Source organism: Pyrococcus kukulkanii (assembly GCF_041647995.1).
Taxonomy (GTDB): Archaea; Methanobacteriota_B; Thermococci; order Thermococcales; family Thermococcaceae; genus Pyrococcus.
Genome location: NZ_JARRIB010000001.1, coordinates 533,964 through 556,037 on the forward strand (window position 1 = coordinate 533,964; position 22,074 = coordinate 556,037).

Below are 22,074 nucleotides of genomic sequence, written 5' to 3' on the forward strand. Positions count from 1 at the left end.
GCTTAATTATCTCGACCAATCCAACATCCAAATCCCCATTTAGAGCAGTAGCATAAATTAAATCATCATTTAGAGGAGATCGCATTAGAGCTCGTTCTTTCAAGGATGTACTCATAGTACATCTCCTCCAGATCCCTGAAGTGGATCTTTTTCTTGATTTTCCCAAAACTCGCCTCTATGAAATTCTCCTTTTCATATACTGCTTCAATGGGCACTAAACCACCTCCCTGAGAGCCTCGATTAAAGCGTCTACCCATTCCTTCCTCGTCGTTTCAGTGGCCGCGAAGAGAGCTACCTCCCCAAGCTCCGGGAAGTGAGGTTTCACATAGTAGCCCCCGTGGATGTTTTTGCTCAAGAGGTGCTCGTGGATCTCCTTGTAGGGCTTCTCGAAGCGAACCAGAACATCCTTGAAGTTCACACCATCGAAGGGTAACTCGGCAACTTCCTTAAGCCTCTTCTTCAGGTAGGCAGTGTTCTTTAATATGACCTCGCCGAGCTCCCTGATCCCCCTCGGCCCAAGAGTCGCTATGTGGATCGCTGCTGCAACTGCAACCAACGCCTCGTTGGAACAAATATTTGACGTAGCCTTAGCCCTCCTTATGTGTTGCTCCCTCGTTTGTAATGTCATTACAAAGGCCCTCTTCCCCTCTGCATCCTTGGTCATCCCTATTACTCTGCCAGGCATCTGCCTAATCAGCTTAGGATCGTTCTTGACCGCGAATATTCCCGCCCTGGGTCCGCCAAAGTTCATTGGGTTTCCAAAGTAAGAGGCTTCACCAACAACTATATCTGCCCCAAGCTCTCCTGGAGCCTCGACTATTCCGAGAATAGTTGGATCAACGCCAACTACGAAGTAAGCCCCTGCATCGTGAGCTATTTCCCCAACGGCTTGTATCTCTTCTTCAAGTAGGCCAAAGAAGTTCGGCATCTCAATGTACACTCCTGCAGCATCCTTAACCTTCTCCTTTAGGTCCTCCAAGTCGACCTGTCCCCTCTCGTTCCAGTTAACCGTTACAACTTCAACTCCTGGACCCTTGCCATAGGTCTTTAAAACCTGCATCCTCTCCGGGTGGGTGTGCTTTGGAACGACAAACTTCTTCCTCCTGCCCCTATGGAGCCTCACCGTCATTAAAGCAGCTTCAGCCATTGCACTTCCCCAGTCGTACATTGAAGAGTTAACCACTGGAAGTCCGACGAGCTCAGCTATTAAGCTTTGATATTCAAACAGGGCTTGGAGCATTCCCTGACTTATCTCCGCTTGATAGGGAGTATAGGAGGTTAGGAATTCGCTCCTTTCAATTAGATATTTCACGTGGGCAGGTATGTAGTGGAAGTACGTTCCAGCCCCCAGGAACGATGGCATCTCTAGGACGGTTTTGTTCTTCCCCAGGATTTCGTTCATCTCTAAGAACACTTCGTACTCACTCTTGCCCTCTGGGAGATTGAACTCCTTTATGAAGCCTTTAGGGACGTCTGCAAAAAGGTCTTCTATAGATGAAAAGCCAATCTCCTTAAGCATCTCGTCTTTATGGGCAGAATTGGGGATGTAGTGCTTTGCCATTGTGATCCCCCAAAGGATTTAACATCCATGAAATATATATCTTTTCCCAAATTCCTTATCGAAGTTTCAATTCTCTTTCAAGCCTTTCTACCACATCAAGAAGGCTCCACAAGTCGTGAATAACGTGAAGGTGAGGAATTAATGCCAAAATATCGTCAGTTACGAACCTTGCGGTATAGGGAAAGTACATCCAAACGTACTCTGTCCTTTCATCTCCTCGCCCTATGAAGCGCCAAGGCTTGTCATCAACCCACACGAATATCTCATCTTGCCCATACTTCTCCCTAACCATGAAAAAGGCTTCGCACAAACTGTACTTGTGGCCAAAAATTATAACATCGTCAAAGAGCTCGTAAAGGTCACTCTGCTTGAGCCTGTACTCTTTTATTCCTGGGATAAAATCTTCAGCTGAAAAAGAGATAACTATATGACCCCTCTTTTTTAACTCTTGAAGAACTTCCCTTGCCCCGTCTAAGGGCTTGGTAAGCTTAGCCCTCTCCTCGAACCACGCCCTAGCAAACTTTCCCCTGAAGATGTTCGGGGCCTTAATCCTTCGAGCACTCTTTCCGAATTTAGGCCTTTCAAACTGTTCCTCTACTTTTGTGAGCAACTTAGCTATTCTTTTCTTCCCTGGGAGCCTAGGATAGACCCTTTTTAGAGCTCTATAAAACGCCTCCTCAATGCAGGAGTAGCTGTCAACTAGTGTTCCGTCAAAGTCGAAGGCTACTATCATTAGGCTTCCCCTCTAATGCACCTGGAAATGGCGGGCCCGCCGGGATTTGAACCCGGGATCTCCGGCTCCGAAGGCCGGCGCCCTATCCTGCTAGGCCACGGGCCCCCAGAAGGCTTTAAAAATAATTGAGTAATAAAGCTTGCGGTGGTAAAATGCTCCTCCCAGACTGGAAAATAAGGAAAGAAATACTTATCGACCCCTTCTCAGAGGAATCTCTTCAACCAGCAGGCTATGACCTCAGAGTTGGTAAAGAGGCCTATGTGAAGGGAAAGCTCATTAACGTGGAAGAAGAGGGCAAGGTTGTAATTCCACCAAAGGAATACGCCTTAGTTCTCACATTGGAGAGGATTAAGCTCCCAGACGACGTGATGGGAGACATGAAAATTAGAAGCAGCCTCGCCAGGGAAGGGATTCTTGGTTCCTTTGCTTGGGTAGACCCAGGATGGGATGGAAACCTAACGCTAATGCTCTATAACGCCTCAAATGAACCAGTAAAACTCAACTATGGTGAGAGATTTGTCCAAATAGCCTTCATAAGACTGGAGGAACCAGCTAAGAATCCATATAGGGGAAACTATCAAGGAAGTAGAAGAATAGTTCTCTCAAAGAGAAGGCTTTCCAAATAATTCCAAAACTTTTTGAGGGCATCTTCTACATCACATCTTCTACATCATGAGTAAAGTAGTCAATGTAAACGGCCGAAAGATGCTTCTTTATTTCTTCAAATTTATAATTTGGACTCATATGGCAGTAGGTAATCTTAACGCCCTCACCTGAGAGCTCCCTATGAGTAAAGCTTGATTTGCTCTTGATATTAAATTCGAAAATTCCCTTCTTTTGGATTAGGAACTATCATTGCTAGATGATGCACTTTAACTCCGAGATCTTCTAATTTCTTACAAACTGTTTCAAAACCTATATATCGGGTCAAATATGTGTCAACACTCCTTCAGAATTCAATTCTCTAATGATGACAGAATTCTTCTTTCTCCCCTTCTAACAACTCCTGAAAGGGATACATCTTCAAATTATAATAAAAGCAAGAAATTCCTTAATTCTGAGACTTGTCAATTTTATCCACTCCAACTTTATTAAAAAGTAAGGATTGCGGAATTAGAATAGAAAAATTTGAAAGAAAGAAATTCATCCGAAGAGAGCGCTGAGGCCTGCAAGGGCCTCCTCTTCTGAGACTTCTTCCTCTTTCTCCTCTTCCTCCTTCTTCTCCTCTTCCTTCTTCTCTTCGCCGGCCTCTGCTGGAGCTGCTGCTGGAGCAGCGGCAACTGCAACGGGCATTGCAGCCTTCTCTATGACCTCGTCGATGTTAACTCCCTCAAGAGCAGCAACGAGGGCCTTTATCCTAGCCTCATCTGGTGTAACTCCAGCAGCCTGAAGGACAGCCTTAAGGTTCTCCTCATTTATCTCCTTTCCAACACTGTGGAGGAGCAGAGCAGCATACACATACTCCATCTCTTTACACCTCCCGATCAGCTTTATTCATTGAATACGCGTGAAATCATCCAAACAGGGCACTTAATCCAGCAAGAGCCTCCTCTTCGGAGGCTTCCTCTTCCTCTTCTTCTTTCTCTTCAACTTTCTCCTCTTCCTTCTTCTCCTCTACCTGTTGTGCAACGGCAACTTGAGCCTGGGCACTTAAAAGTTCTTTGGTCTTTTCATCTAGTAAGTCTTCAGGTAACTGTTGGGCAAGCAATAGCATAGCCCTAAAGGCCTTGCCAAGGATATCGTTGATTGTCTCCTTCGTAACGTAACCCGCCTCAACCGCAACGGCCTTGGCGTTAAGGAATGCCTTCTGGAGAATTGCCTCAATTGTCTCAGGTGTTGGATACGCAACGTTTACTGCCAGGTTGAATGCGTGCATGTAAGCCTGCTGGAGCATGTTGATGTACTCCTGCTCATCAATCGCTAGAACTTCTGGCGTATATATGATCCCATCCTCGTACGCAGCTAGAAGGTCAAGACCTACTTCAAGAGGCTGGACTCCAAGAGCGTTGAGTATGTTGGCGAGCTCGGGGGTTATAACTTCTCCAGCTTTTAGAACTGTTGTATCCTTCTGTATTGTTACCTTACCCCTTTCGATTCTTGCTGGAATTCCCATGGCCTGCATTTGACCAACTATTGGCCCAGGGGCAAGGGGAGTAGGACCTGCAGGTATCACAACGTCTTTGGGAACCTTCACCCCAGGCTTTGCTGGAGCTGGTTGCCTGTTCTGCTGGAGGAACTTGTAGAGCTTAAAGGGGTTCATCTTTGTAACTAGAATTCCAGCTCCGCCCTGAATGTAGTCAATTAACTTCTCAAGCTCTGGCTTTCCAAGCTCCTGGGCAGCCTTCTTTATAGCTAACTCAATAAGCGTGTTCCTTGAAACCCTAAGCAAGCCCTCGTTCTCTCTAATTAGTCTCCTCATCTGTGAGAGTGGATAAGCAGGCATGCTTGAAACGTCAACTAAGGCTACTACTGGGTAGCTCTTGATCAAGTTAGCGAGCTCTTCTACTTCCTTTTTCTTCCACTCAGCAACATGGGCCATCTCCCTCACCCCTCAATCCTCACAGCTGGGCCCATCGTTGTCTTAACGTACACTGACCTTATCTGGCTCTCTCCCCTCTCAAGCTTTCCAATTATAGCGTTGAGCACTGCCTCGATGTTCTCAGCTAATTCTTCATCGCCCATTTTTTCAGTGCCAACGGGAGCATGAACCACTGGATTGTTCTTGAGCTGAATCCTAACTGTCTTCTTTAGCTTGTTGATTATCGGCTCTAGGTTGGTCATCGTTGGTGGGACAACTACAGGCATCTTGTTCCTAGGACCAAGGTACCTACCAAGGTACCTACCAATCTTGGGCATTAACGGTGCCTCAGCTATGAAGAAGTCGTACTTCTTAGCTAACTTTCTCGCCTGCCTCGGGCTTTGGGCTATCTCCTCTAACTCGGCACTACTAATAACATCAAGCCCGAGCCTCCTCGCCGCTTCAGCAACTGCACCGTCAGCGATGACCGCGATCTTTACATCCTTCCCTCTTCCATGGGGAAGGACGACCTCGAGCTTAAACCTATTCTCGGGACGTTTTAGGTCAATATCCTTGAGGTTCACTGCCACCTCGACACTCTGTGTGAAGTTACGCGGCTTGGCCCGGGCTTTAGCCTCCTTCACCGCTTCCACGATTTTCTGCCTGTCAAAGGGCATTAGAGCCCTCCCTCCTTTAGGTTTTTTAATTAAAAATCAAGTGGAGGTAAAAAGGGATATTTTTAAATTTTTTTATCCTTACTCTTTTTCAGCCTTCTCAAAAAGCTCGTCGTAAACTCCTTCATCAATCTCTTTCTGAACAACCCTGGGGTCTTTGCCCTCAACTGTTACTCCCATGCTCAATGCTGTCCCAATGACTTCCTTAGCTGCCGCCTTTAGGGTTAGAGCGAGCATCTGATCCTTCTTCATCTTGGCGATCTTGATTACTTGCTCCATGGTTAGGTTACCAACGATATTATGCTTAGGTTCACCGCTCCCCTTCTCGAGGCCAAGCTCTTTCTTTATGAGCTGGCTCGTGGGTGGAACACCGACCTCAATTTCGAACTGCTTAGTCACTGGGTCAACTATGATCTTCACCGGAACCTGCATCCCCGCGAAGTCCTTGGTCGCCTCGTTGATCTTGTCAACTACCTGCTTAACGTTTAAGCCGAGAGGACCTATGGCGGGACCAAGTGGAGGACCAGGAGTTGCCTTACCTCCCTCGACGAGGACTTCAACAACCTGCTTTGGCATTCCTTCTCACCTCACTCCTCCTTCTGACGCTTGCTTATAAGCCTAACGTATTCTCCCCTAACGGTAACGGGAATGGGAACTATTGCTCCTATAAGCTCAACGACGATCTCATCCTTGGCCTCGTCGACCCTAACGACCTTAGCCTTTTCACCCTTGAATGGGCCTGAGATCAGCTCAACGATATCTCCGGGCTCGAGACCGCTAACGGCAGGCTTCTCCTCAAGGAAGTGTTCTATCTCACTGAAAGGAATCTCCCCAGGAAGAACACCCCTAGCATGCCTTATTCCCCTAATAGCCTCATCAACCGCGCTCTTATTGGGAGCTTCAATAAATATATATCCTTTAACTTTAGATGGAGTAAGGATAGCATAGATTGGAAGATTATACGTCCTAACCTTACTATAAATTAACCTCGCAGTGTTCTCCTCTTGCCCCTGAGTTACCCTAACCGCGAATATCTTCCCGCCCATTCCCTCAACCTCCAAGAGCGAGGATTCCCACGATTCTTATAAGCATGCCAATTAGCCCTATTAGAATGATTCCAAGGCCCGTTATCTTTGCTGCCTTTTTGTACTCATCCCATCTTGGCTTTTTAGTTACGAGGAAGACTCTCTTTGACTCCTTCCAGAACTCTCTGAGCTTCTCTTGAAACGTTGCCATTCCTTATCCCCACCACTTGATAGGTAAATAATTTAAAAACTTTAAGAAAAGGCTTAAAGTTCAGGGATGCTAATGGTAACTTTCCTAGTTTCTTCCTCCTCCGAAGTTACAGGGGTTTCCTCTTGCATAGTTACGTACCTAGAGGTAACACCTGTAACTATTATCATAACCCTAATTGTCTTTTCGAGCTCTGGCTCAAGCTGGATTCCCCAAATAACCTGAGCCTTCGGATCTACGTTCCTAGTGACGTACTCGATTATCTGCTGAGCCTCCTCAAGCTTGACATCGGCACCGCTTATGCTAATCAATGCTCCCTTGGCACCACTTATATCAACATCTAGAAGTGGGCTGTTCAGGGCCTGTTCAGCAGCCTCTAAGGCTCTCTTCTCGCTGTCGCTCTCACCGATGCCAATCATTGCAACTCCTCCATCCTTCATGACTGCTCTCACATCGTTGAAGTCGAGGTTAACAAGGCCAGGCTTAGTTATTAGCTCGGTGATTCCCTTAACGGCCTGCACAAGTATTTCATCTGCAACCTTGAAGGCCATCTGAATTGGTAGCTTGGGGGCGACTTCGAGCAACTTATCGTTGGGAATAACTATCACTGTATCTGAGTTCTTGGCTAGTCTCTTAAGGCCGTACTCAGCGTTCTTTGCCCTCCTAATACCCTCCATTGTAAACGGCAAGGTAACTACTGAAACCGTTAGAGCCCCCATCTTCTTTGCCATCTCGGCTATCACTGGCGCAGCCCCAGTTCCAGTTCCGCCACCAAGGCCGCAGGTGATGAAAACCATATCCGCCCCTTCCAAGGCCTCTCGGATATCTCTCTCACTTTCTTTAGCTGCTTCCTCACCGATCTTTGGATCGTTACCTGCTCCTAATCCTTTAGTGAGTTCCTTACCAATGAGAATCTTCTGATGAGCCTTAATCTTTAGAAGATCCTGAGCATCGGTGTTTACGGCTATTATCTTAGCCCCAGTGACGCCAACTTCCATCATTCTATTAACGGTATTGCCCCCAGCCCCACCAACACCTACGACATAAATTCTAGCCTTAATTTGCTCTACTATCTTTTTAAGCTCCTCATCAACACTTGACTGAGGAACTTGAACTTCTTGAACCTTATTTTCCTCGTTAGCCACCTTTTCGACAACGTTCTCTACAAGCTTCAGCATGCCTCAACCCTCCTCAACGATGACTAAAGTCTAAGAGAGGATTTGGAGGGAAGAAATATATAAACTTCACTCCTGTCTAACGACAACCCTAGGAAGTGGAATTGGATAGGGTATTCTCATCTCTTTGGAAATCGACATCATAAGAGGCATCAGTTCAGAAGTTGTGAAGTTCACGACCTCAGCCACCAATTCCCCAGGAAGCTGCTTCTTTTCTTCCCACTCGTCCAGTATTTTGTCTATATCCTCCTTAACCCGTGGAACGTAAAACACAAGGAGTTTCACTGAAACCTTAGCAATTTCGGGAGAGTAATTAATCCTGTAGTCAACAACTACCTCTATCCCCTTCACCCTTCCTGTAGGTAACTGAAGTTCCCCTAATCTCAGTTCCTCTATCTTTGGGTTTATAGATACCTCCACTTTTCCACCAGCCATTGTCAGTTTTTCTATTTCTATCCTGATGATGTTGTGCCCCAGTATCGGCACTTTCTGTCACCAAACTCTTAGGAAAATATCACTACTTATTAACCTTTGCATGAATTCTCAGCTTAACATCCCTAACCACTTCCTCTTTAGATAGCTTAGGGTTCCTAGAGTATAGGTAAAGGATATCCTCCAAAATGTAGAGTAGCTTCTCCAGGATATCCTTGCCATGATTCCAAGGTGTCGCATACCTGTACTGAAGCAACTCCGCAAGCTCGTCTACTTCAAATTCGGCCAAAGTCTCAGACATCTTGCCCTTCGCAACTACAACTTTCCTATCATCTACCATTAACATTATATCTGTCATGATGCATCATAGTTAAATAGGAATATGCAGGTAAATTAAGTTTTTGCGTTTAATCTTTAATAAATTCTAAACCAAGTTCCTGGGCCAAAGACCTCGCTAATTGCCTCGTCTCGCCCCTACTACCTTTCCAATCAACGTATATTGCCTCAACTTTCTCTGCGAATCTGTTAAGAGCCTTTAGCATTACCTCTTTAGGGACAGGCTGGGCGTACTTCGGGAGTATATGGCCAAAAGCAATGTCAGTTTCCAAAGCCCTCTTGGTCTGCTTGGGAGCATAATGCCCTCCCCCTACACCAAGAGCAACCTTAAACTTCTCCTTTTGATAATTCTCCAGGACATAAATTACCGTTTCAGCAATAATCTCCCCGGCCCTATCGTTGATCCACTCTTCCTCACTTGACCCTATCTCTATGAAGAAACTTGGAACATCAAGCTCACTAGGACCGTGATGGGTAGCCTCATAACAAACTGTCCAGCCGAGATCGTTTAGCTCATTCATCTTCAGAAGAGCAAGCTTCATTGCCGTGGGCAATGCTACAGCAAAGCTCTCATCTTTTCCCCCGTACATGGCCTTGCCCCAGTTCCCGGTAATGTGAGTAGTTAATGCGGGGAGCTTCTGCTTGCTTGAATGTCTCGATGCAAAGGCTATAACCTCAGGTCTAAAGCCTAGTTGCTTCTCAATTTCCCTGTCAAGGTAGTCATAATATATCATTTCATCATTCGTCGTTAGTATAATTATGTCCCCCTTCTTGTATATCGGATTACCGTTAAAAGAACCTTCAACCTCCTTAAATCCGAAATTCTCGATTAGCTTTTCCTTTATATTCATAGAAGCCTTGTCGATTTTAGTCGTCATTATCACTTTCATTAGAACCCACCCTTTTCCCCTCCCTCCAACTGCTTAAATATATATTTCTAGCCTCTAAACGACCGCTAGATCGAAAGATTTTTATTGCTCACGTGTTATCTTTCTAACCATGAGAGTTAAGGTATTTATCTTGATTTTTGTAGTAATAAGTATAGTGATACTTGGAGGTATCGCGATAATAAACGCGACGGAGGTTCGCTACGAATACAATCTTGGCCAAGAAAGCTACACGCCTGTGCTATTTCAAAAGCCCCAAAACAGGACTTACATTTGGATAGTCGCTGAAGAACCCCTAAAAACCAGGCTAGAGGACTTAATGAAGGAAAAGTTTCCAGATGCAGAGTTTCTAGAAAATGCCACTTCCAAAGTCAACGGATCTATAATAATAGCCTACTTCCCCAGGGTCGAGGCAAATTTTACACTGCTGAAGAAGATAGTCAGGGTTGATGGGGTAATTTACTACTCAGCTAATGGGAACGCTAAACCTATGATCAAGTTCATGAGGGAGTACAAGAAAAACGTGTGCAAGAACATGATTAAGGTGAAGGAGTATTATGAGAAAGAGTTGCAAGAGTCTGGAACCCTTCATCTTGTGTGCTTAGACTTGACCATTAGGGTCGGAAAGTTAGCCAACGTTGACCCATTAGATAAAGTCACGGAGAGGATACGGGCAGACCTGAAAGACTTCCCTTAGACTTATTAATTCTTTCGTTCTATAACCTCCGATGCCCAGGGAAAAGGTGGTTAGGGTCTGGGACGAGAGGGAAGTAATTTACACTCCGAAAAGGTGGAAGATTCTATGGAAGAAAAGGGAGAAGGCCCTTAAGATAATGGAGTTATTGAAGGATTTTGATCCCCACGTTTACGGTAGTGTTGCAAGGGGAGACGTTAGAAAGGACAGCGATATAGATATCGTCATTCCCTACCGGGTGCCAAGCTACATGATAGAGCTGGCCTTGGGTGATCTAATCCAGAGGAGAAGGATAGTGATGGCTACTCCATGGCACTTAATTAAGGGACATATAGAGATAGATGAAGAGACAACGATCACATTTTTTCTAGTAGATCCAACCGACAGAGAGCTCGAATTTTACAAGTGGGGAGGAATGCTGGATTTGTGGGGAGTGAAGACCAAGCAGAGAGTTCCTGGGGTAAACAAAAAGCTGATTTTGATAATTCCCACGGAAAAGGGCCATATAGAAAGGGAGGTAGTAGGGAGGGAGCCCGAGGTCGCTAAAATCCTTGGGGTTAGCATAGATATCGTGGAAGAGAGGGTTAAGGTTCTCACGAGAAGGGACAGAATAGGAAGAACTGGAATATATTTAGATGAAGAAGTCCCAGACTGGAAGAGCTTTGAAGAGTTCTTAAAGGAGCTTGCGGACAGAGATCCCAACATAAGAAGGAGGGTTAGGGAGAGCCTATGAGAAAAGTTTATAATCCTAATGGAAAAGGTTTCTCCCGACTGGGGCCGTAGGGTAGCTTGGCCCATCCTGCGGGCTTCGGGAGCCCGTGACCCGGGTTCAAATCCCGGCGGCCCCACCAGAATAGTTCTTCGGGAGGCTTATCCTCGGATCCCGGGCTCTCCCCAGAGGTATAATGGTACATAATAACGATGCAATTATAATATAATGTCAGGAAACAGAAAAGGAGACCCTTCTATTAAAGGAGAATACTCTCCTCTCAATAGACTCGAGGCCAAGTATAAGATGTCATGGCAGAAATTCTACTATTACTAACATGGGTAAACTAATAAAGAGGGGCTACGATCCCAGGAAAATTTTTGGAAGATCCTGCAGATATCTCCATCCCGAAGTAATATTAAGGAGGGTTGCAAGAGAAAATATACTTGAAGAAATTGAAAGGAGAGAGTTGGAATGAGACTTATCTACGAAGAATTTAGTCAAACCCTCTACTATGGGATGCGTGGAGACTTTACTTACTACTACATACTCGACACCGACCACTCATTGTTCGTAGTGCTCGAGGTATCTGACATTGAAGGAGACATTACGTGCTCGGCCATTGCAACAAAGTTAAGGAAGGAAGATGCAGAAAAGCTGTATGAGCTTGCCAAAAACTTGCCAAGGTCAATTTTAGTGGATTTTGACATTGCGATAAACCTCAGAGATCCGGACGTTATACTTGAAGTTATAGATACCTGGGAAGAACATGAAAAGGAGCTCAGAGAGCTGTACAACTATATAAAGGACGTTAAGGGAGAAGAAACTACTATAATCCCAGTTTTTCCATCTCCAGCCCTAGATTTGCTCCCCCTGGGTAACGATATTCTAGCAATAGACATAACAAACCTCTTCCTGTACAACCTTAAATCAGGAGATCTTGGTGAGAATAAGAGTGAAATCCAGAAAATTCTGGGTAGGGAAGTTAATAAGGTAGAGGAGGTAATAGAGCTACTGAGGTGTTGCGATGTACAGGATTAAAGATGAGTGGGGTAAATTCCTCGTCAGACTCGCTCGTAGGGCAATAGAGGAATACCTCAAAACTGGAAGAGAGATAGAACCTCCAGAGGACACTCCACCAGAGCTGTGGGAAAAGATGGGGGTCTTCGTTACATTGAATAGGCATGGAGTTCCCCACCAAGCAGCCCTGAGGGGATGCATAGGCTTTCCCCTACCAATATATCCCCTTGTTAAGGCCACGATAAAAGCCGCAATTTATGCAGCTGTAGATGATCCCAGGTTTCCTCCCGTGAAGTTGGAGGAGATGGACAACCTTATCGTTGAGGTCAGCGTTCTAACTCCACCAGAGCTGATAGAGGGCCCACCCCATGAGAGGCCCAAAAAGATAAAGGTTGGAAGGGACGGCCTAATAGTGGAGAAAGGCATGTACTCCGGCCTACTATTACCTCAAGTTCCTGTGGAATGGGGCTGGGATGAGGAGGAGTTCCTAGCCGAAACGTGCTGGAAGGCAGGACTGCCCCCAGACTGCTGGCTCGATCCAGACACAAAGGTGTATAAGTTCACAGCAGAGATATTTGAAGAGGAATTCCCAAGAGGGCCAATAAGGAGGAAGCCTCTTGTCTAGGGCCTACATCTCCATTGGATGCTTTATAGCTCAAGCCCTTATTACCTCAGCTTTTTGTGGTCTCCCCGCTGTAATGTTCTCCGCAATTATTCCAGATGCTCTCCAACTTAGTTTGCTTCTTCCATTCCTAGTTCTAGGATATTTCTCACTCGGAGCGATATCCCTATACTACCTCCAGACGCCTGAACCTAAAAAGGGCAGGCTTTTCGGTTATGCGTACTTTTCCCTTGGTCTAGTGGGTTCTATAGTGGTAGTAGCCAAAGTAAAGTATCCAGAGACACCTTTACTTCCAATAGTGTTCACTACGTGGGCCTTGATTTCCCTTATTGGGGTGATGTCCCTTAGGAGCACCGAGAGAATTCCAAAAATAATTGCCGTGCTGGCTATAACTTTCCTAATGATACCAGCATTCATTTGTGCATTAACGACCCAGTGGGTAGCCGTTGAATAATTTTACCTCAAAAGAAGAGTATAAAAATAATTGTCAAAAAGCCTCGACGATTTCTAAGCTAACATCAAAGTTCTTGACTGAATGAGTCAGGTAGCCAAGGCTTATAACATCGATATCAAGCTTAGCGTACTCCTCAATATTTTCGGGTGTTATTCCACCAGAAACCTCTATCTTAATCCTATCTCTCAGCCCTCTTCTCTTCAACTCTTCAATTACCTTCTCTATTTCCTGGGGTTTCATGTTGTCAAGCATTACAATGTCAGCTCCTAGCTCTGCCGCTCTAACCGCATCGTTTAAGCTCTCGACCTCTACCTCAACTATTTTGTAAACGCTGAAGGATTTGGCTCTCTTTATAGCCTCGTCAAGTGGAACTAAGGCCAGATGGTTATCCTTTATTAGTATCGCATCACTAAGAGAAAACCTGTGAGGTTCTCCTCCCCCAATCATTATTGCCTTCTTATCCAAAGGCCTAAGAAGACTTTTTCTAGTTCCAGCGACTTTTACCTTGGGGTTGACCTTTCTTACTTTCTCAACCAACCTCCTAGTTTCAGTGGCTATTCCACTCATCCTACCCATTATATTGAGGGCCGTCCTCTCAACCAGAAGTATGGCCCTAGCATTGCCCTCAAGTTCTAGGATCACATCCCCTTCCTTTACTTCTTCACCATCCTTCCTCTTCACAGAAACCTTAACACCGAAGTACTCAAACAGAGCTTTGGCCTCCTCGACGCCAGCTATAGTCCCAGCTTGTTTTGCAATAATTACTGCCTTAGCACTCATATTCTCTGGAATTACTGCTTCACTTGTAACATCACCATAAGGAGCATCTTCCTCAAGGAATTTCAGGAGGTACGAGAGAGGGATCATGATATCACCCAGTGTTTGGCTCTAGTAGGGAAGCTTATCACATTTTTCATTATTTAAAAAGTTGAAGTCTCAGGGAGTTAACTCATCTCAAGCATCCTCTCTATGGCCCTTCTTGCCTTTTCAGCTATATCCTCTGGAACAGTGACTTCGAACTTCATGTCCCTCAATGACTCGTAAACGTGCCTTAGGGTTATCGCCTTCATCCCGATGCAGACCGCATCTGTCCTGGCAGGATAGAACTTCTTCTCCGGATAAAGCTTCTTCAGCCTATAGACCATCTCCCTCTCGGTAAAGACGACCCACTCGTCATGCTCACAGGCCCTCTTTATCATCCCACCTGTTGAGACTATTATGTCGGCCCTCTCCTGAACTTCCGGGGTGCACTCGGGATGAACCATCAGCTTGGCATTCGGATGAAGTTTCTTGGCCCTCTCGACGTCTTTAACGGTAAACTTTTGGTGAACGTAGCAGTGGCCATTCGGAGGAACTGGTATGATCTTCTTACCCGTAACCTTGGCGACGTAGTGGGCCAAGTTTTTATCGGGCCCAAATATAACAACGTCAGAATCTAGCTTGCTCACTATCTCCACCGCGTTAGCTGAGGTAACTGTAACGTCGGCGTAAGCTTTAGCCTCGGCGGTACTGTTAACGTACAAAACTACCGGGGCGTTGGGATACTTCTCTTTAGCCTCAAGTATGTGCCTAACCTTAAGCATGTTTGCCATCGCACATGTTGCCTTTCTAGTTGGAATCAGAACCGTCTTGTCTGGATTCAGTATCTTCGCGGTTTCCGCCATAAAGTCTACCCCGGCAAACACTATTACATCAGCATTAACCTTTGTTGCTTTCCTTGCCAGTTCCAAGCTGTCCCCGACGAAGTCCGCAACATCCTGCACTTCAGGCAGCTGATAGTTGTGAGCAAGAATTACGGCGTTTCTCTCCCTTTTTAACCTCTCAACTTCTTCCATTAGCTCCTTCAGGTTCATAAACTCACCGAAGTTAATGTCAATGTCCCACATTAAAACCTTGCTGGCAATTCATGAACAATTATAAGGAACACTCATTTTCGAAGTAAAAGCTTGGTCTCCTGAACTCTTCCCTCATCATGGGGTGGTCTCTTCTGTAATGGGCCCCTCTACTCTCCTCTCTTTTTAAGGCACACTTTAGAACTGCTCTAGCAAGCAACTTCAGTCTAGGATCAGCCTCAATGCTCTCAAGCTTCTTAAGACCTTCCCTTAAGCTATCAGAATCCCTAACTATCCCAGCATGATCCCACATCAAGGCCCTTAAGGAATCAATATCCCCGAGCTCATAACCCCTGTAGGGAGCATCACTTACCTCCCTTGTGGGTCTCTCCCTCAATATAGTCCTAGCAACTTCCAGTCCAGAAACTATGCACTCCAGAAGGGAGTTGCTAGCAAGTCTATTGGCTCCGTGAAAACCATTACACGCAGCTTCTCCTATAGCGTACAGACCTCTTATCCTCGTCCTGTAAAATATGTCGACGCTTATTCCACCCATTGTGTAGTGGGCAACTGGTGTTATGGGAATTGGATCTTTCTTGGGGTCTATACCCTCCTTTCTTAAAAATGAATATATGTAGGGGAACCTCTCCTTAAAGTCATCTATTCCCGTTGCGTCCAAGAAAACACCCTTACCTTCAAGCATTTTTAAGTAGATTGCCCTTGCAACTATGTCCCTAGTTTCAAGTTCATTAACAAACCTCTCGCCGTCACCGGTTACAAGCTTAGCTCCAGCTCCTCTCACGGCCTCGCTTATTAGATAAGTCCTCCTCCCAACGAAGCCTGTTGGATGGAACTGCACAAACTCAACATCCCTCAGAGGGATGCCTTTCATCGCAACATCGCCTATCAGAAGACCCAGATTAGATTGAACTCCAGCAGTGAATCTATAGAGACCCGAAAATCCACCAGTTGCTATGACGACTGCATCAAACTTCAGCAACTCTCCTTCAACAAACACTCCTGCCACTTTCTTATTTCTAATTCCCACTTCCTCAGCAAACTTCCTCACAAAGTTCACACCCAGCTCCTTAGCGTGCTTTTCAAGAACCGGGATTATGTGCTTTCCGGTCTCGCTTTTTATCGTAAACACTCTGGGGTAGGAATGTCCTCCCTCAAGTTCATTCCCTGTAAACGTAACTCCAAGGGAAGTTAGAAAGTCATGAGCCTCAGGAGCCTTAGAGATAACACTCCAGACTGCAACTTCATCATTCAAATACTTGCCCGCCCTTATAGTATCGAGGACGTGGGAATACGGAGAATCGCCTTCGAGTATCGGAAAGGCTATTCCAGCCTGAGCTAAATAGGAATTTGAATCCTTTGATTTTGGGCCTACAACTGTTACATCAAGGCCTCTCCTCGCCAAGGATATTGAAGCAGTTAATCCAGCCAAACCCCCGCCGATTACAGCGACTTTCATCCTCCGTCCCAAATAGAAGTTTGAATGGGGCTTATACAACTTTCGTCATCCCAGGAGCCCTTAGAAGCCCTACTCTAAAGAACATTGAAGTGCCCATTTATGGATATATAACAAAAATCTCCAAGAGAATTTGTTAAATATAAATTTAGGAAAGTTTGAAAGAATTAAGAAGAGGCCTCAGAACTCAGACTCTGTCTCGGTTCCTGACTCTCCGCCCTTCTCTCCTTCCTTCTCCTTCTCGAGTTTCTGGGCAGCAATGACATCATCGATTCTGAGGATCATTATCGCTGCCTCGCTGGCGCTCTTGATTGCCTGCTTCTTGACTCTCACTGGCTCAATGACACCCCTCTCCATCATGTCTGCTGGCTCGCCCTCGTAGACGTCAATTCCGATGGTTGGTCCCTTCTCCTTGTGTGCTGCAATGACCTTCACGAGGGTCTCGATTGGGTCAAGACCAGCGTTCTCTGCGAGAGTCCTTGGTATGACCTTGAGAGCCTCAGCGAATGCCTCAATTGCAAGCTGCTCCTTGCCACCGACTTCCTTAGCGTACTCATCGAGCTTAATGCTGAGCTCGATCTCAGCTGCACCTCCACCGGCAATGATCTTGCCGTCCTCGAGGATGTCCTTAACGACCTTAACGGCATCCTCGAGAGCCCTCTCGACTTCGTCGACGACGTGCTCAGTTCCACCCCTGATGAGTATTGTCACAGCCTTGGGGTTCTTGCAGCCCTCGACGAAGATCATGTTCTCTCCGGCAACCTTCCTCTCCTCGACGAGCTCAGCCTCACCTAGATCCTCAGGTGTGAGATCCCTAATGTTGGTGACAATCTTAGCTCCGGTAGCCTTAGCGAGCTTCTCCATATCGCTCTTCTTTACTCTCCTGACGGCGAGGATTCCGTACTTGGCTAGGTAGTGCTGTGCAAGGTCATCAATGCCCTTCTGAACGAAGACGACGTTAGCTCCAACCTCCTTGATCTTGTCGACCATCTCCTTGAGCATCTTTTCTTCCTGCTCAAGGAAGGCCTGGAGCTGTTCTGGGCTGGTGATCCTTATCTCTGCATCGGTCTCGGTCTCCTTGACCTCAAGAGCGTCGTTTATGAGAGCAATCTTGGCATTCTCAACCCTCTTGGGCATTCCTGGGTGGACAACCTCCTTGTCGATGACGACACCCCTGATGAGCCTGGTGTCTCTGACGCTTCCACCCTCCTTCTTCTCAAGCTTGATGTTGTCGATATCAACTTTGAACTTCCCTTCCTTCTCCTCGGCAACCAGCTTGACAGCTTCAACCGCAAGCTTAGCGAGGTACTCCCTCTCCTCTTCAGCGGCCTTACCTGTGATTGCAGTCATTGCAGCCTTAAGGAGGATCTCCTCATCGTCAGGCTTAACTTCTTTGGCTATGCTGTCAAGGATTTCCTGGGCCTTCTGGGCCGCAAGGGTGTAACCCTTGATGATTATGCTTGGGTGAATGTTCTGGTCGAGTAATTCCTCAGCCTTCCTGAGAAGCTCACCAGCGATAACAACTGCAGTTGTTGTTCCATCGCCAGCCTCCTTGTCCTGGGTCTTTGCGACCTCAACCATCATCTTAGCAGCGGGGTGCTGGATGTCCATCTCGTCGAGTATCGTGGCACCGTCGTTGGTGATGACGATGTCTCCGAGGCTGTCGACGAGCATCTTGTCCATACCCTTTGGACCGAGGGTTGTCCTAACAGTCTCAGCTATTATCCTTGCAGCAAGGATGTTCATTCTCTGGGCATCTCTACCAACATACCTCTGGGTCCCTTCGGGCAAAATCAGAATTGGTTGACCTGCCAACTGGGCCATTTCTGCCCACCCCCCTTATTTTTTATTTTGATCCCTTCAGGAGTTTTAGTTACCACTTGTATCTTCCATCCATAGGTTCCTTAGTGTTGCTTATAAACTTTTCGGTTAGAGTTGGGGAACTAGCAGGAAAAAGCTTGTGAAGCGGAAGCAGTAAAGAAGCCGCTGGCGAAAATAATAGTAAGTTAACTTTGTGACTCATATTCTTAGGACTTTAACATTCGCTATTAAACCACACTACAGGGTTAACAAGGGAGAGGTCTTCTCCATGTGGGTTTTGCGTGTTCGTGTGGAGTTTTATCTTGCGTGACACTGTGGGTGCTCGAACTTAGAGTGTCCTGTTAATTCTTCTTCTATGATGGACTGTTCCATAGATAGTGAGAAGTGGGATGTTTGCTGGCTTTGCCTTATTTGCAATTATTATTAGGGTGTAGTAGTCCCGGTGTGTGGGGTTTTAAGCCCGAATGGAACTTTAACCGAAGATATGAAAAGTCACAATCCCTCCGAAAGCCACATGATGAAGACGGGAGTAGAAAGTCAGTCGTAACAACATTTACGAACCTTACGCAAATTACGGCTAACCAGAACGGCACAAGAAACTAACACTAAACCACACTAGTTGCCCATTATCGAATAATGAACCACTAATTCCCCCAAAGACTCACAAAAACCACAAAAAGAGGAACAGCTTAAGAAGGCGAGGGAATATATAAACCCCCAAATTCACCCCATGATTAATTATAAGTCAGATGTTATTCGTTATTCTTGCTCTTAGCAAATCTATCGCTCTTGGAATTGCTCTTTTAAATATGAAGCCCCCTCTCGAAATTATATCCTTAATTAAATACGAGGGGCGCAGGTAGAAGGATAGATAGGCTTTCTGAAGCATCCTCTTTATCTGCTCAGAGGTGAAATTCTTCAGTTTCATAACAGGATCTAACGTGGTATATTTTCTCCAGTTGAACGTCAGGATAAGGTTCTTCGATAGAGCATAATTCCATAGCCTCGTTCCAGGATATGGAGTGGCTATCGTGAACTGAGCAAAATCTACCCCCACCTTCTTGGAGAATTTTATGGTCTTCTCGACGTCTTCTCTCGTCTCCTCTGGAAAACCAATGACAAAGGAACCTAAAGCATTGAGTCCGTACTTTTTTGCCTTCTTAACGGCCGCCACTGCTTGCTCTGGAGTTATCCTTTTGCCAATGAAGTCAAGTGTTTTCTGAGAGCCGGACTCGATTCCGAAGTAAACGGTATGACAGCCGCCGGACTTCATCGCCCTGGCAACATCATCTGTGAAGAGGTCGACCCTCGAAGAGGCCGACCATGATATGTCCAGGCCTTCCTCCCTAATCCGTTCCGCAATCCTTATCGCTCTCGGCCTGTTTAACGTGAAGGTATCATCGAGGAACTCTATCTCACGAATCTTGTACTCATCGTGGAGTATTCTTAGCTCCTCGATAACCCTCGAATCACTATGCCCACGCCACCTCTTGCCGAACTGCGCGGAGGAGGAACAGAAGACGCAGTCAAACGGACAGCCCCTGCTCGTCATCACAGTTCCGAACCTCACCCCATCCACCTGGTACTTTTTCATGGGGAGCAGGTCGTAAGAGGGTATGGGAATCGTGTCAATGTCCTTTATGAGAGGGCGAGGAGGATTGTTTTTCACCTTTCCTCCCATATTTATGCTCAGTCCTAAGATATCTGATGGATCCTTTCCCTTATCCAGGGCATCAATAAGCTCCTTGAACGTTATCTCGCCCTCCCCCCGCACTATGAAATCTATATACGGACATTCTCTGAAAGTCATCTCTGGTACGAACGTGACATGGGGACCTCCCATGACAACTTTGACGTTCTCGTTGTGCATCTTTGCGATTTTGGCGACTATACAGGCATCAGGCATCATGGAAGTCGTTGATGTTATTCCGACGACATCGGGGTCGTACTTCTTAATTATCCGTTCTACGTCCCTGTAAGTGTAATCCTCCACTAAGGAATCAACGATTTTAACGTCGTGCTCATCCCTTACCATAGAAGCTAAATACGCCAAGCCAAGAGGCGGGCCAGTCGTGCCGACAATTGCTTTAATAGCACTGATAGTCGGGGGCGAGACGAGTAGAATCTTCATTATGAAGCCACCTTCTGAACTAGCTTTTCCCATTCTTTTTTCATCAGTATACATCCAGGATCGGGGGCAAGGATATCACCATAATACGCGTATGCCCTTGCCCTGCAGCCGCCGCATACGTACCTGAACGGGCAATTCCTGCAGGCGTAATCAAGTGCATCCCTATCCCTCAGTCTCTTGAAGACCTCGCTGTTCTTCCACACGTTCACGAAGCCGTCCTTTATGACGTTGCCCACTTTAATGGGTATGAACACGCAGGGCTGGATATCTCCATTATGCTCGATTGAGCAGTAAATCCTACCCGCACCACATCCACCTATGAACTCAGTTAGTGCCTTTGCCGCCCCACCAAACTCCTTTGGTATTTCAATTTCCGCAAAATGCGTTGGCGAGACCTTGTCGCCCTCTCCACGCTCCATCGCGGTTATTGATATTCTCGCGTATGCCGGGCAGGTAGAGAATATCTGGATGCCTCCCTTCTTCCATTCTTTGTAGAGGTACTTCATGAGCTCTTCCCTTTCCTCAGGGGTGAGATCTTCCTGAACTATCTCCTTCCCCCTTCCTGTAGGTATGAAGTTGAATACTATGAACCTGTCAACCTTCAGCTCCCTGGCGAGCTCCAGTATGTCTGGAATGTAGTCAAGGTTCTCACGGGTCGCCGTCGTTGCTATGCCAACGCTGAGTCCCGCGGCTTTGGCGTTCTTTATCCCCCTGATTGTGGCGTTAAAGGCACCCTTAACTCCTCTGAATTCATCGTGAATTTCCGGAGTTGGTCCGTCGAGGCTTATCTCAACGTACCTTATCCCAACCTCCTTCAGTCTTTTCGCAACATTCTCAGAGATGAGGGTTCCGTTCGTAGCGACTGAGAGGTAAAAGCCTTTTGAGGCAGCGTATTCGGCAACCTTCCAGAAGTCCTTGTTTATCAAGGGTTCTCCTCCAGAGAAGGATAGAGCGGCGACCCCTGCCTCGTCAAGTTGGTCGACAACATTCAGCTTTTCCTTAAGAGTCAGCTCATCGGGTGCCGGATATGGAGTGGCGTTAGCGTAGCAATGCTTGCACCTGAGGTTGCACTGCTTCGTGAAGTCCCAGACGACTAAAAATGGTGCAATTAACTTCTGAGGTTTCGTGATTCCATATTCCGCTATGCTCCTAAGAACCACGGCAAACCCTTTCCTCATATATGGATCCTTGAGGTGACTTTTAATCGCCTCGGGACTCACCCCGAATTTCTCGGCACCCTTCTCAAGAGCTTCTCCAACGATTTTCGCATGAAGCCTTTCTCTGATGCCTTTTGGTTTTACAACCCCAGCATACACACCAAGAGATTTTTCCAGCTTTTTGACCTCCGTCATCTCCTTGAGGATGAAGCTTGCAAACCTGTTATCCATCACTTTATGAAGATATTCTATTATTTCCGCTTCATTCAAGGCTACATCTGATTTTTTCATGAAAATTCACCTTCATACCTATGGTGAGATTTATACATTTTTAACTTTATCTAATTTTTGTTACTCATGTTTGCCCCATACTCCTTTAAGTTCTGACTCCTTAATCTAACAGTCTCTCAAGTCCTACTCTTCAACGTGCTCTCTTTCTAGATATCATCAAAACCCACATTTGAACACTAATTTTGAGAGTCCTGGTGAATTTAACTCCATCAACCCCAAGCTTCCTAATCGCACCTAACATCCAAAGACCTTCCCATTAGGAGGCTTGAAAAGAAAAAGATCAAACTCTCCAGCCTCACCCGCCCTCAACTTTCTCTTAC

General features: G+C 46.1%; 26 protein-coding genes and 2 tRNA genes. 8 read left to right on the plus strand and 20 right to left on the minus strand.

The window, feature by feature from the left end:
* Nucleotides 1–65 precede the first annotated feature (65 nt).
* From P8X24_RS03245 to P8X24_RS03260, 4 genes are all read right to left on the minus strand, one after another.
* Nucleotides 66–215 carry a hypothetical protein gene (locus tag P8X24_RS03245; RefSeq protein ID WP_372914034.1) on the minus strand — a complete coding sequence of 50 codons (150 nt, stop codon included), beginning with the start codon at nt 213–215 and terminating at the stop codon, nt 66–68.
* Nucleotides 215–1,561, minus strand: a complete 1,347-nt coding sequence (gene gcvPA / locus P8X24_RS03250) for an aminomethyl-transferring glycine dehydrogenase subunit GcvPA (protein WP_372914035.1) — start codon at nt 1,559–1,561, stop codon at nt 215–217. Before gcvPA ends, P8X24_RS03245 begins: the two co-directional genes overlap by 1 nt.
* A gap of 55 nt (nt 1,562–1,616) precedes the next feature.
* The gene (locus P8X24_RS03255; RefSeq protein WP_372914036.1) at nt 1,617–2,294 is read right to left on the minus strand and encodes an HAD family hydrolase; all 678 of its coding nucleotides are present in this window, start codon (nt 2,292–2,294) and stop codon (nt 1,617–1,619) included.
* A 28-nt stretch (nt 2,295–2,322) separates the two neighbouring features.
* A tRNA-Arg gene (locus P8X24_RS03260) sits at nt 2,323–2,399 on the minus strand.
* A gap of 47 nt (nt 2,400–2,446) precedes the next feature.
* Here P8X24_RS03260 and dcd point away from each other — a divergent pair.
* Nucleotides 2,447–2,920 (plus strand): dCTP deaminase, encoded by a 474-nt coding sequence (gene dcd, locus P8X24_RS03265; protein WP_372914037.1) that lies wholly within the window; start codon nt 2,447–2,449, stop codon nt 2,918–2,920.
* Nucleotides 2,921–3,437: 517 nt separating this feature from the next.
* On the opposite strand, the gene rpl12p is transcribed toward dcd, so the two are convergent.
* The 10 genes from rpl12p to P8X24_RS03315 all read right to left on the minus strand — a co-directional run bounded on the left by rpl12p (nt 3,438) and on the right by P8X24_RS03315 (nt 9,552).
* A complete protein-coding gene (rpl12p, locus tag P8X24_RS03270; RefSeq protein WP_068322814.1) occupies nt 3,438–3,761 on the minus strand; it encodes a 50S ribosomal protein P1 in 324 nt (107 codons plus the stop codon).
* A gap of 46 nt (nt 3,762–3,807) precedes the next feature.
* Nucleotides 3,808–4,833 (minus strand): 50S ribosomal protein L10, encoded by a 1,026-nt coding sequence (locus P8X24_RS03275; protein ID WP_372914038.1) that lies wholly within the window; start codon nt 4,831–4,833, stop codon nt 3,808–3,810.
* A 5-nt stretch (nt 4,834–4,838) separates the two neighbouring features.
* Nucleotides 4,839–5,489, minus strand: a complete 651-nt coding sequence (locus tag P8X24_RS03280; protein WP_372914039.1) for a 50S ribosomal protein L1 — start codon at nt 5,487–5,489, stop codon at nt 4,839–4,841.
* Nucleotides 5,490–5,567: 78 nt separating this feature from the next.
* Nucleotides 5,568–6,062 (minus strand): 50S ribosomal protein L11, encoded by a 495-nt coding sequence (locus P8X24_RS03285; protein ID WP_372914040.1) that lies wholly within the window; start codon nt 6,060–6,062, stop codon nt 5,568–5,570.
* 11 nt (nt 6,063–6,073) lie between these two features.
* On the minus strand, nt 6,074–6,532 hold the full coding sequence (locus P8X24_RS03290; RefSeq protein ID WP_372914041.1) for a transcription elongation factor Spt5: 459 nt from the start codon (nt 6,530–6,532) through the stop codon (nt 6,074–6,076).
* Nucleotides 6,533–6,536: 4 nt separating this feature from the next.
* A complete protein-coding gene (locus P8X24_RS03295) occupies nt 6,537–6,722 on the minus strand; it encodes a protein translocase SEC61 complex subunit gamma (protein WP_372914042.1) in 186 nt (61 codons plus the stop codon).
* 53 nt (nt 6,723–6,775) lie between these two features.
* Nucleotides 6,776–7,897: a cell division protein FtsZ gene (gene ftsZ, locus P8X24_RS03300; RefSeq protein WP_372914043.1), complete on the minus strand. Its 1,122-nt coding sequence runs from the start codon at nt 7,895–7,897 to the stop codon at nt 6,776–6,778.
* 66 nt (nt 7,898–7,963) lie between these two features.
* Entirely contained in the window at nt 7,964–8,380 is a 417-nt protein-coding gene (locus P8X24_RS03305) for a hypothetical protein (protein WP_372914044.1), read from the minus strand.
* Between the two features lie 31 nt (nt 8,381–8,411).
* A complete protein-coding gene (locus tag P8X24_RS03310) occupies nt 8,412–8,684 on the minus strand; it encodes a hypothetical protein (protein WP_372914045.1) in 273 nt (90 codons plus the stop codon).
* A 49-nt stretch (nt 8,685–8,733) separates the two neighbouring features.
* Entirely contained in the window at nt 8,734–9,552 is an 819-nt protein-coding gene (locus tag P8X24_RS03315; protein WP_372914046.1) for a D-aminoacyl-tRNA deacylase, read from the minus strand.
* A gap of 109 nt (nt 9,553–9,661) precedes the next feature.
* Between P8X24_RS03315 and P8X24_RS03320 the strand changes: the two genes are divergently transcribed.
* From P8X24_RS03320 to P8X24_RS03350, 7 genes are all read left to right on the plus strand, one after another.
* Complete coding sequence (locus P8X24_RS03320; RefSeq protein ID WP_372914047.1) at nt 9,662–10,246, plus strand: hypothetical protein; 585 nt, start codon at nt 9,662–9,664, stop codon at nt 10,244–10,246.
* 31 nt (nt 10,247–10,277) lie between these two features.
* Nucleotides 10,278–10,976 carry a nucleotidyltransferase domain-containing protein gene (locus P8X24_RS03325; RefSeq protein ID WP_372914048.1) on the plus strand — a complete coding sequence of 233 codons (699 nt, stop codon included), beginning with the start codon at nt 10,278–10,280 and terminating at the stop codon, nt 10,974–10,976.
* A 40-nt stretch (nt 10,977–11,016) separates the two neighbouring features.
* A tRNA-Pro gene (locus P8X24_RS03330) sits at nt 11,017–11,094 on the plus strand.
* A gap of 195 nt (nt 11,095–11,289) precedes the next feature.
* Nucleotides 11,290–11,430 (plus strand): hypothetical protein, encoded by a 141-nt coding sequence (locus P8X24_RS03335; RefSeq protein ID WP_372914049.1) that lies wholly within the window; start codon nt 11,290–11,292, stop codon nt 11,428–11,430.
* On the plus strand, nt 11,427–11,993 hold the full coding sequence (locus P8X24_RS03340; RefSeq protein ID WP_372818864.1) for a hypothetical protein: 567 nt from the start codon (nt 11,427–11,429) through the stop codon (nt 11,991–11,993). Before P8X24_RS03335 ends, P8X24_RS03340 begins: the two co-directional genes overlap by 4 nt.
* Nucleotides 11,980–12,597: a TIGR00296 family protein gene (locus P8X24_RS03345; RefSeq protein ID WP_372914050.1), complete on the plus strand. Its 618-nt coding sequence runs from the start codon at nt 11,980–11,982 to the stop codon at nt 12,595–12,597. Before P8X24_RS03340 ends, P8X24_RS03345 begins: the two co-directional genes overlap by 14 nt.
* Nucleotides 12,590–13,048: a hypothetical protein gene (locus P8X24_RS03350; protein ID WP_372914051.1), complete on the plus strand. Its 459-nt coding sequence runs from the start codon at nt 12,590–12,592 to the stop codon at nt 13,046–13,048. The genes P8X24_RS03345 and P8X24_RS03350 overlap by 8 nt, the downstream gene beginning before the upstream one ends.
* Nucleotides 13,049–13,081: 33 nt before the next feature.
* Here P8X24_RS03350 and nadC read toward each other — a convergent pair whose 3' ends face one another.
* From nadC to P8X24_RS03380, 6 genes are all read right to left on the minus strand, one after another.
* A complete protein-coding gene (gene nadC / locus P8X24_RS03355) occupies nt 13,082–13,915 on the minus strand; it encodes a carboxylating nicotinate-nucleotide diphosphorylase (RefSeq protein WP_372914052.1) in 834 nt (277 codons plus the stop codon).
* 77 nt (nt 13,916–13,992) lie between these two features.
* A complete protein-coding gene (gene nadA, locus P8X24_RS03360; protein ID WP_372914053.1) occupies nt 13,993–14,901 on the minus strand; it encodes a quinolinate synthase NadA in 909 nt (302 codons plus the stop codon).
* 61 nt (nt 14,902–14,962) lie between these two features.
* Entirely contained in the window at nt 14,963–16,357 is a 1,395-nt protein-coding gene (locus P8X24_RS03365; protein WP_372914054.1) for an L-aspartate oxidase, read from the minus strand.
* Between the two features lie 177 nt (nt 16,358–16,534).
* Nucleotides 16,535–18,178 (minus strand): thermosome subunit beta, encoded by a 1,644-nt coding sequence (gene thsB, locus P8X24_RS03370; protein WP_372914055.1) that lies wholly within the window; start codon nt 18,176–18,178, stop codon nt 16,535–16,537.
* A 742-nt stretch (nt 18,179–18,920) separates the two neighbouring features.
* The gene (locus P8X24_RS03375) at nt 18,921–20,306 is read right to left on the minus strand and encodes a B12-binding domain-containing radical SAM protein (RefSeq protein WP_372914056.1); all 1,386 of its coding nucleotides are present in this window, start codon (nt 20,304–20,306) and stop codon (nt 18,921–18,923) included.
* On the minus strand, nt 20,306–21,754 hold the full coding sequence (locus P8X24_RS03380; protein WP_372914057.1) for a radical SAM protein: 1,449 nt from the start codon (nt 21,752–21,754) through the stop codon (nt 20,306–20,308). Before P8X24_RS03380 ends, P8X24_RS03375 begins: the two co-directional genes overlap by 1 nt.
* Nucleotides 21,755–22,074 lie beyond the last annotated feature (320 nt).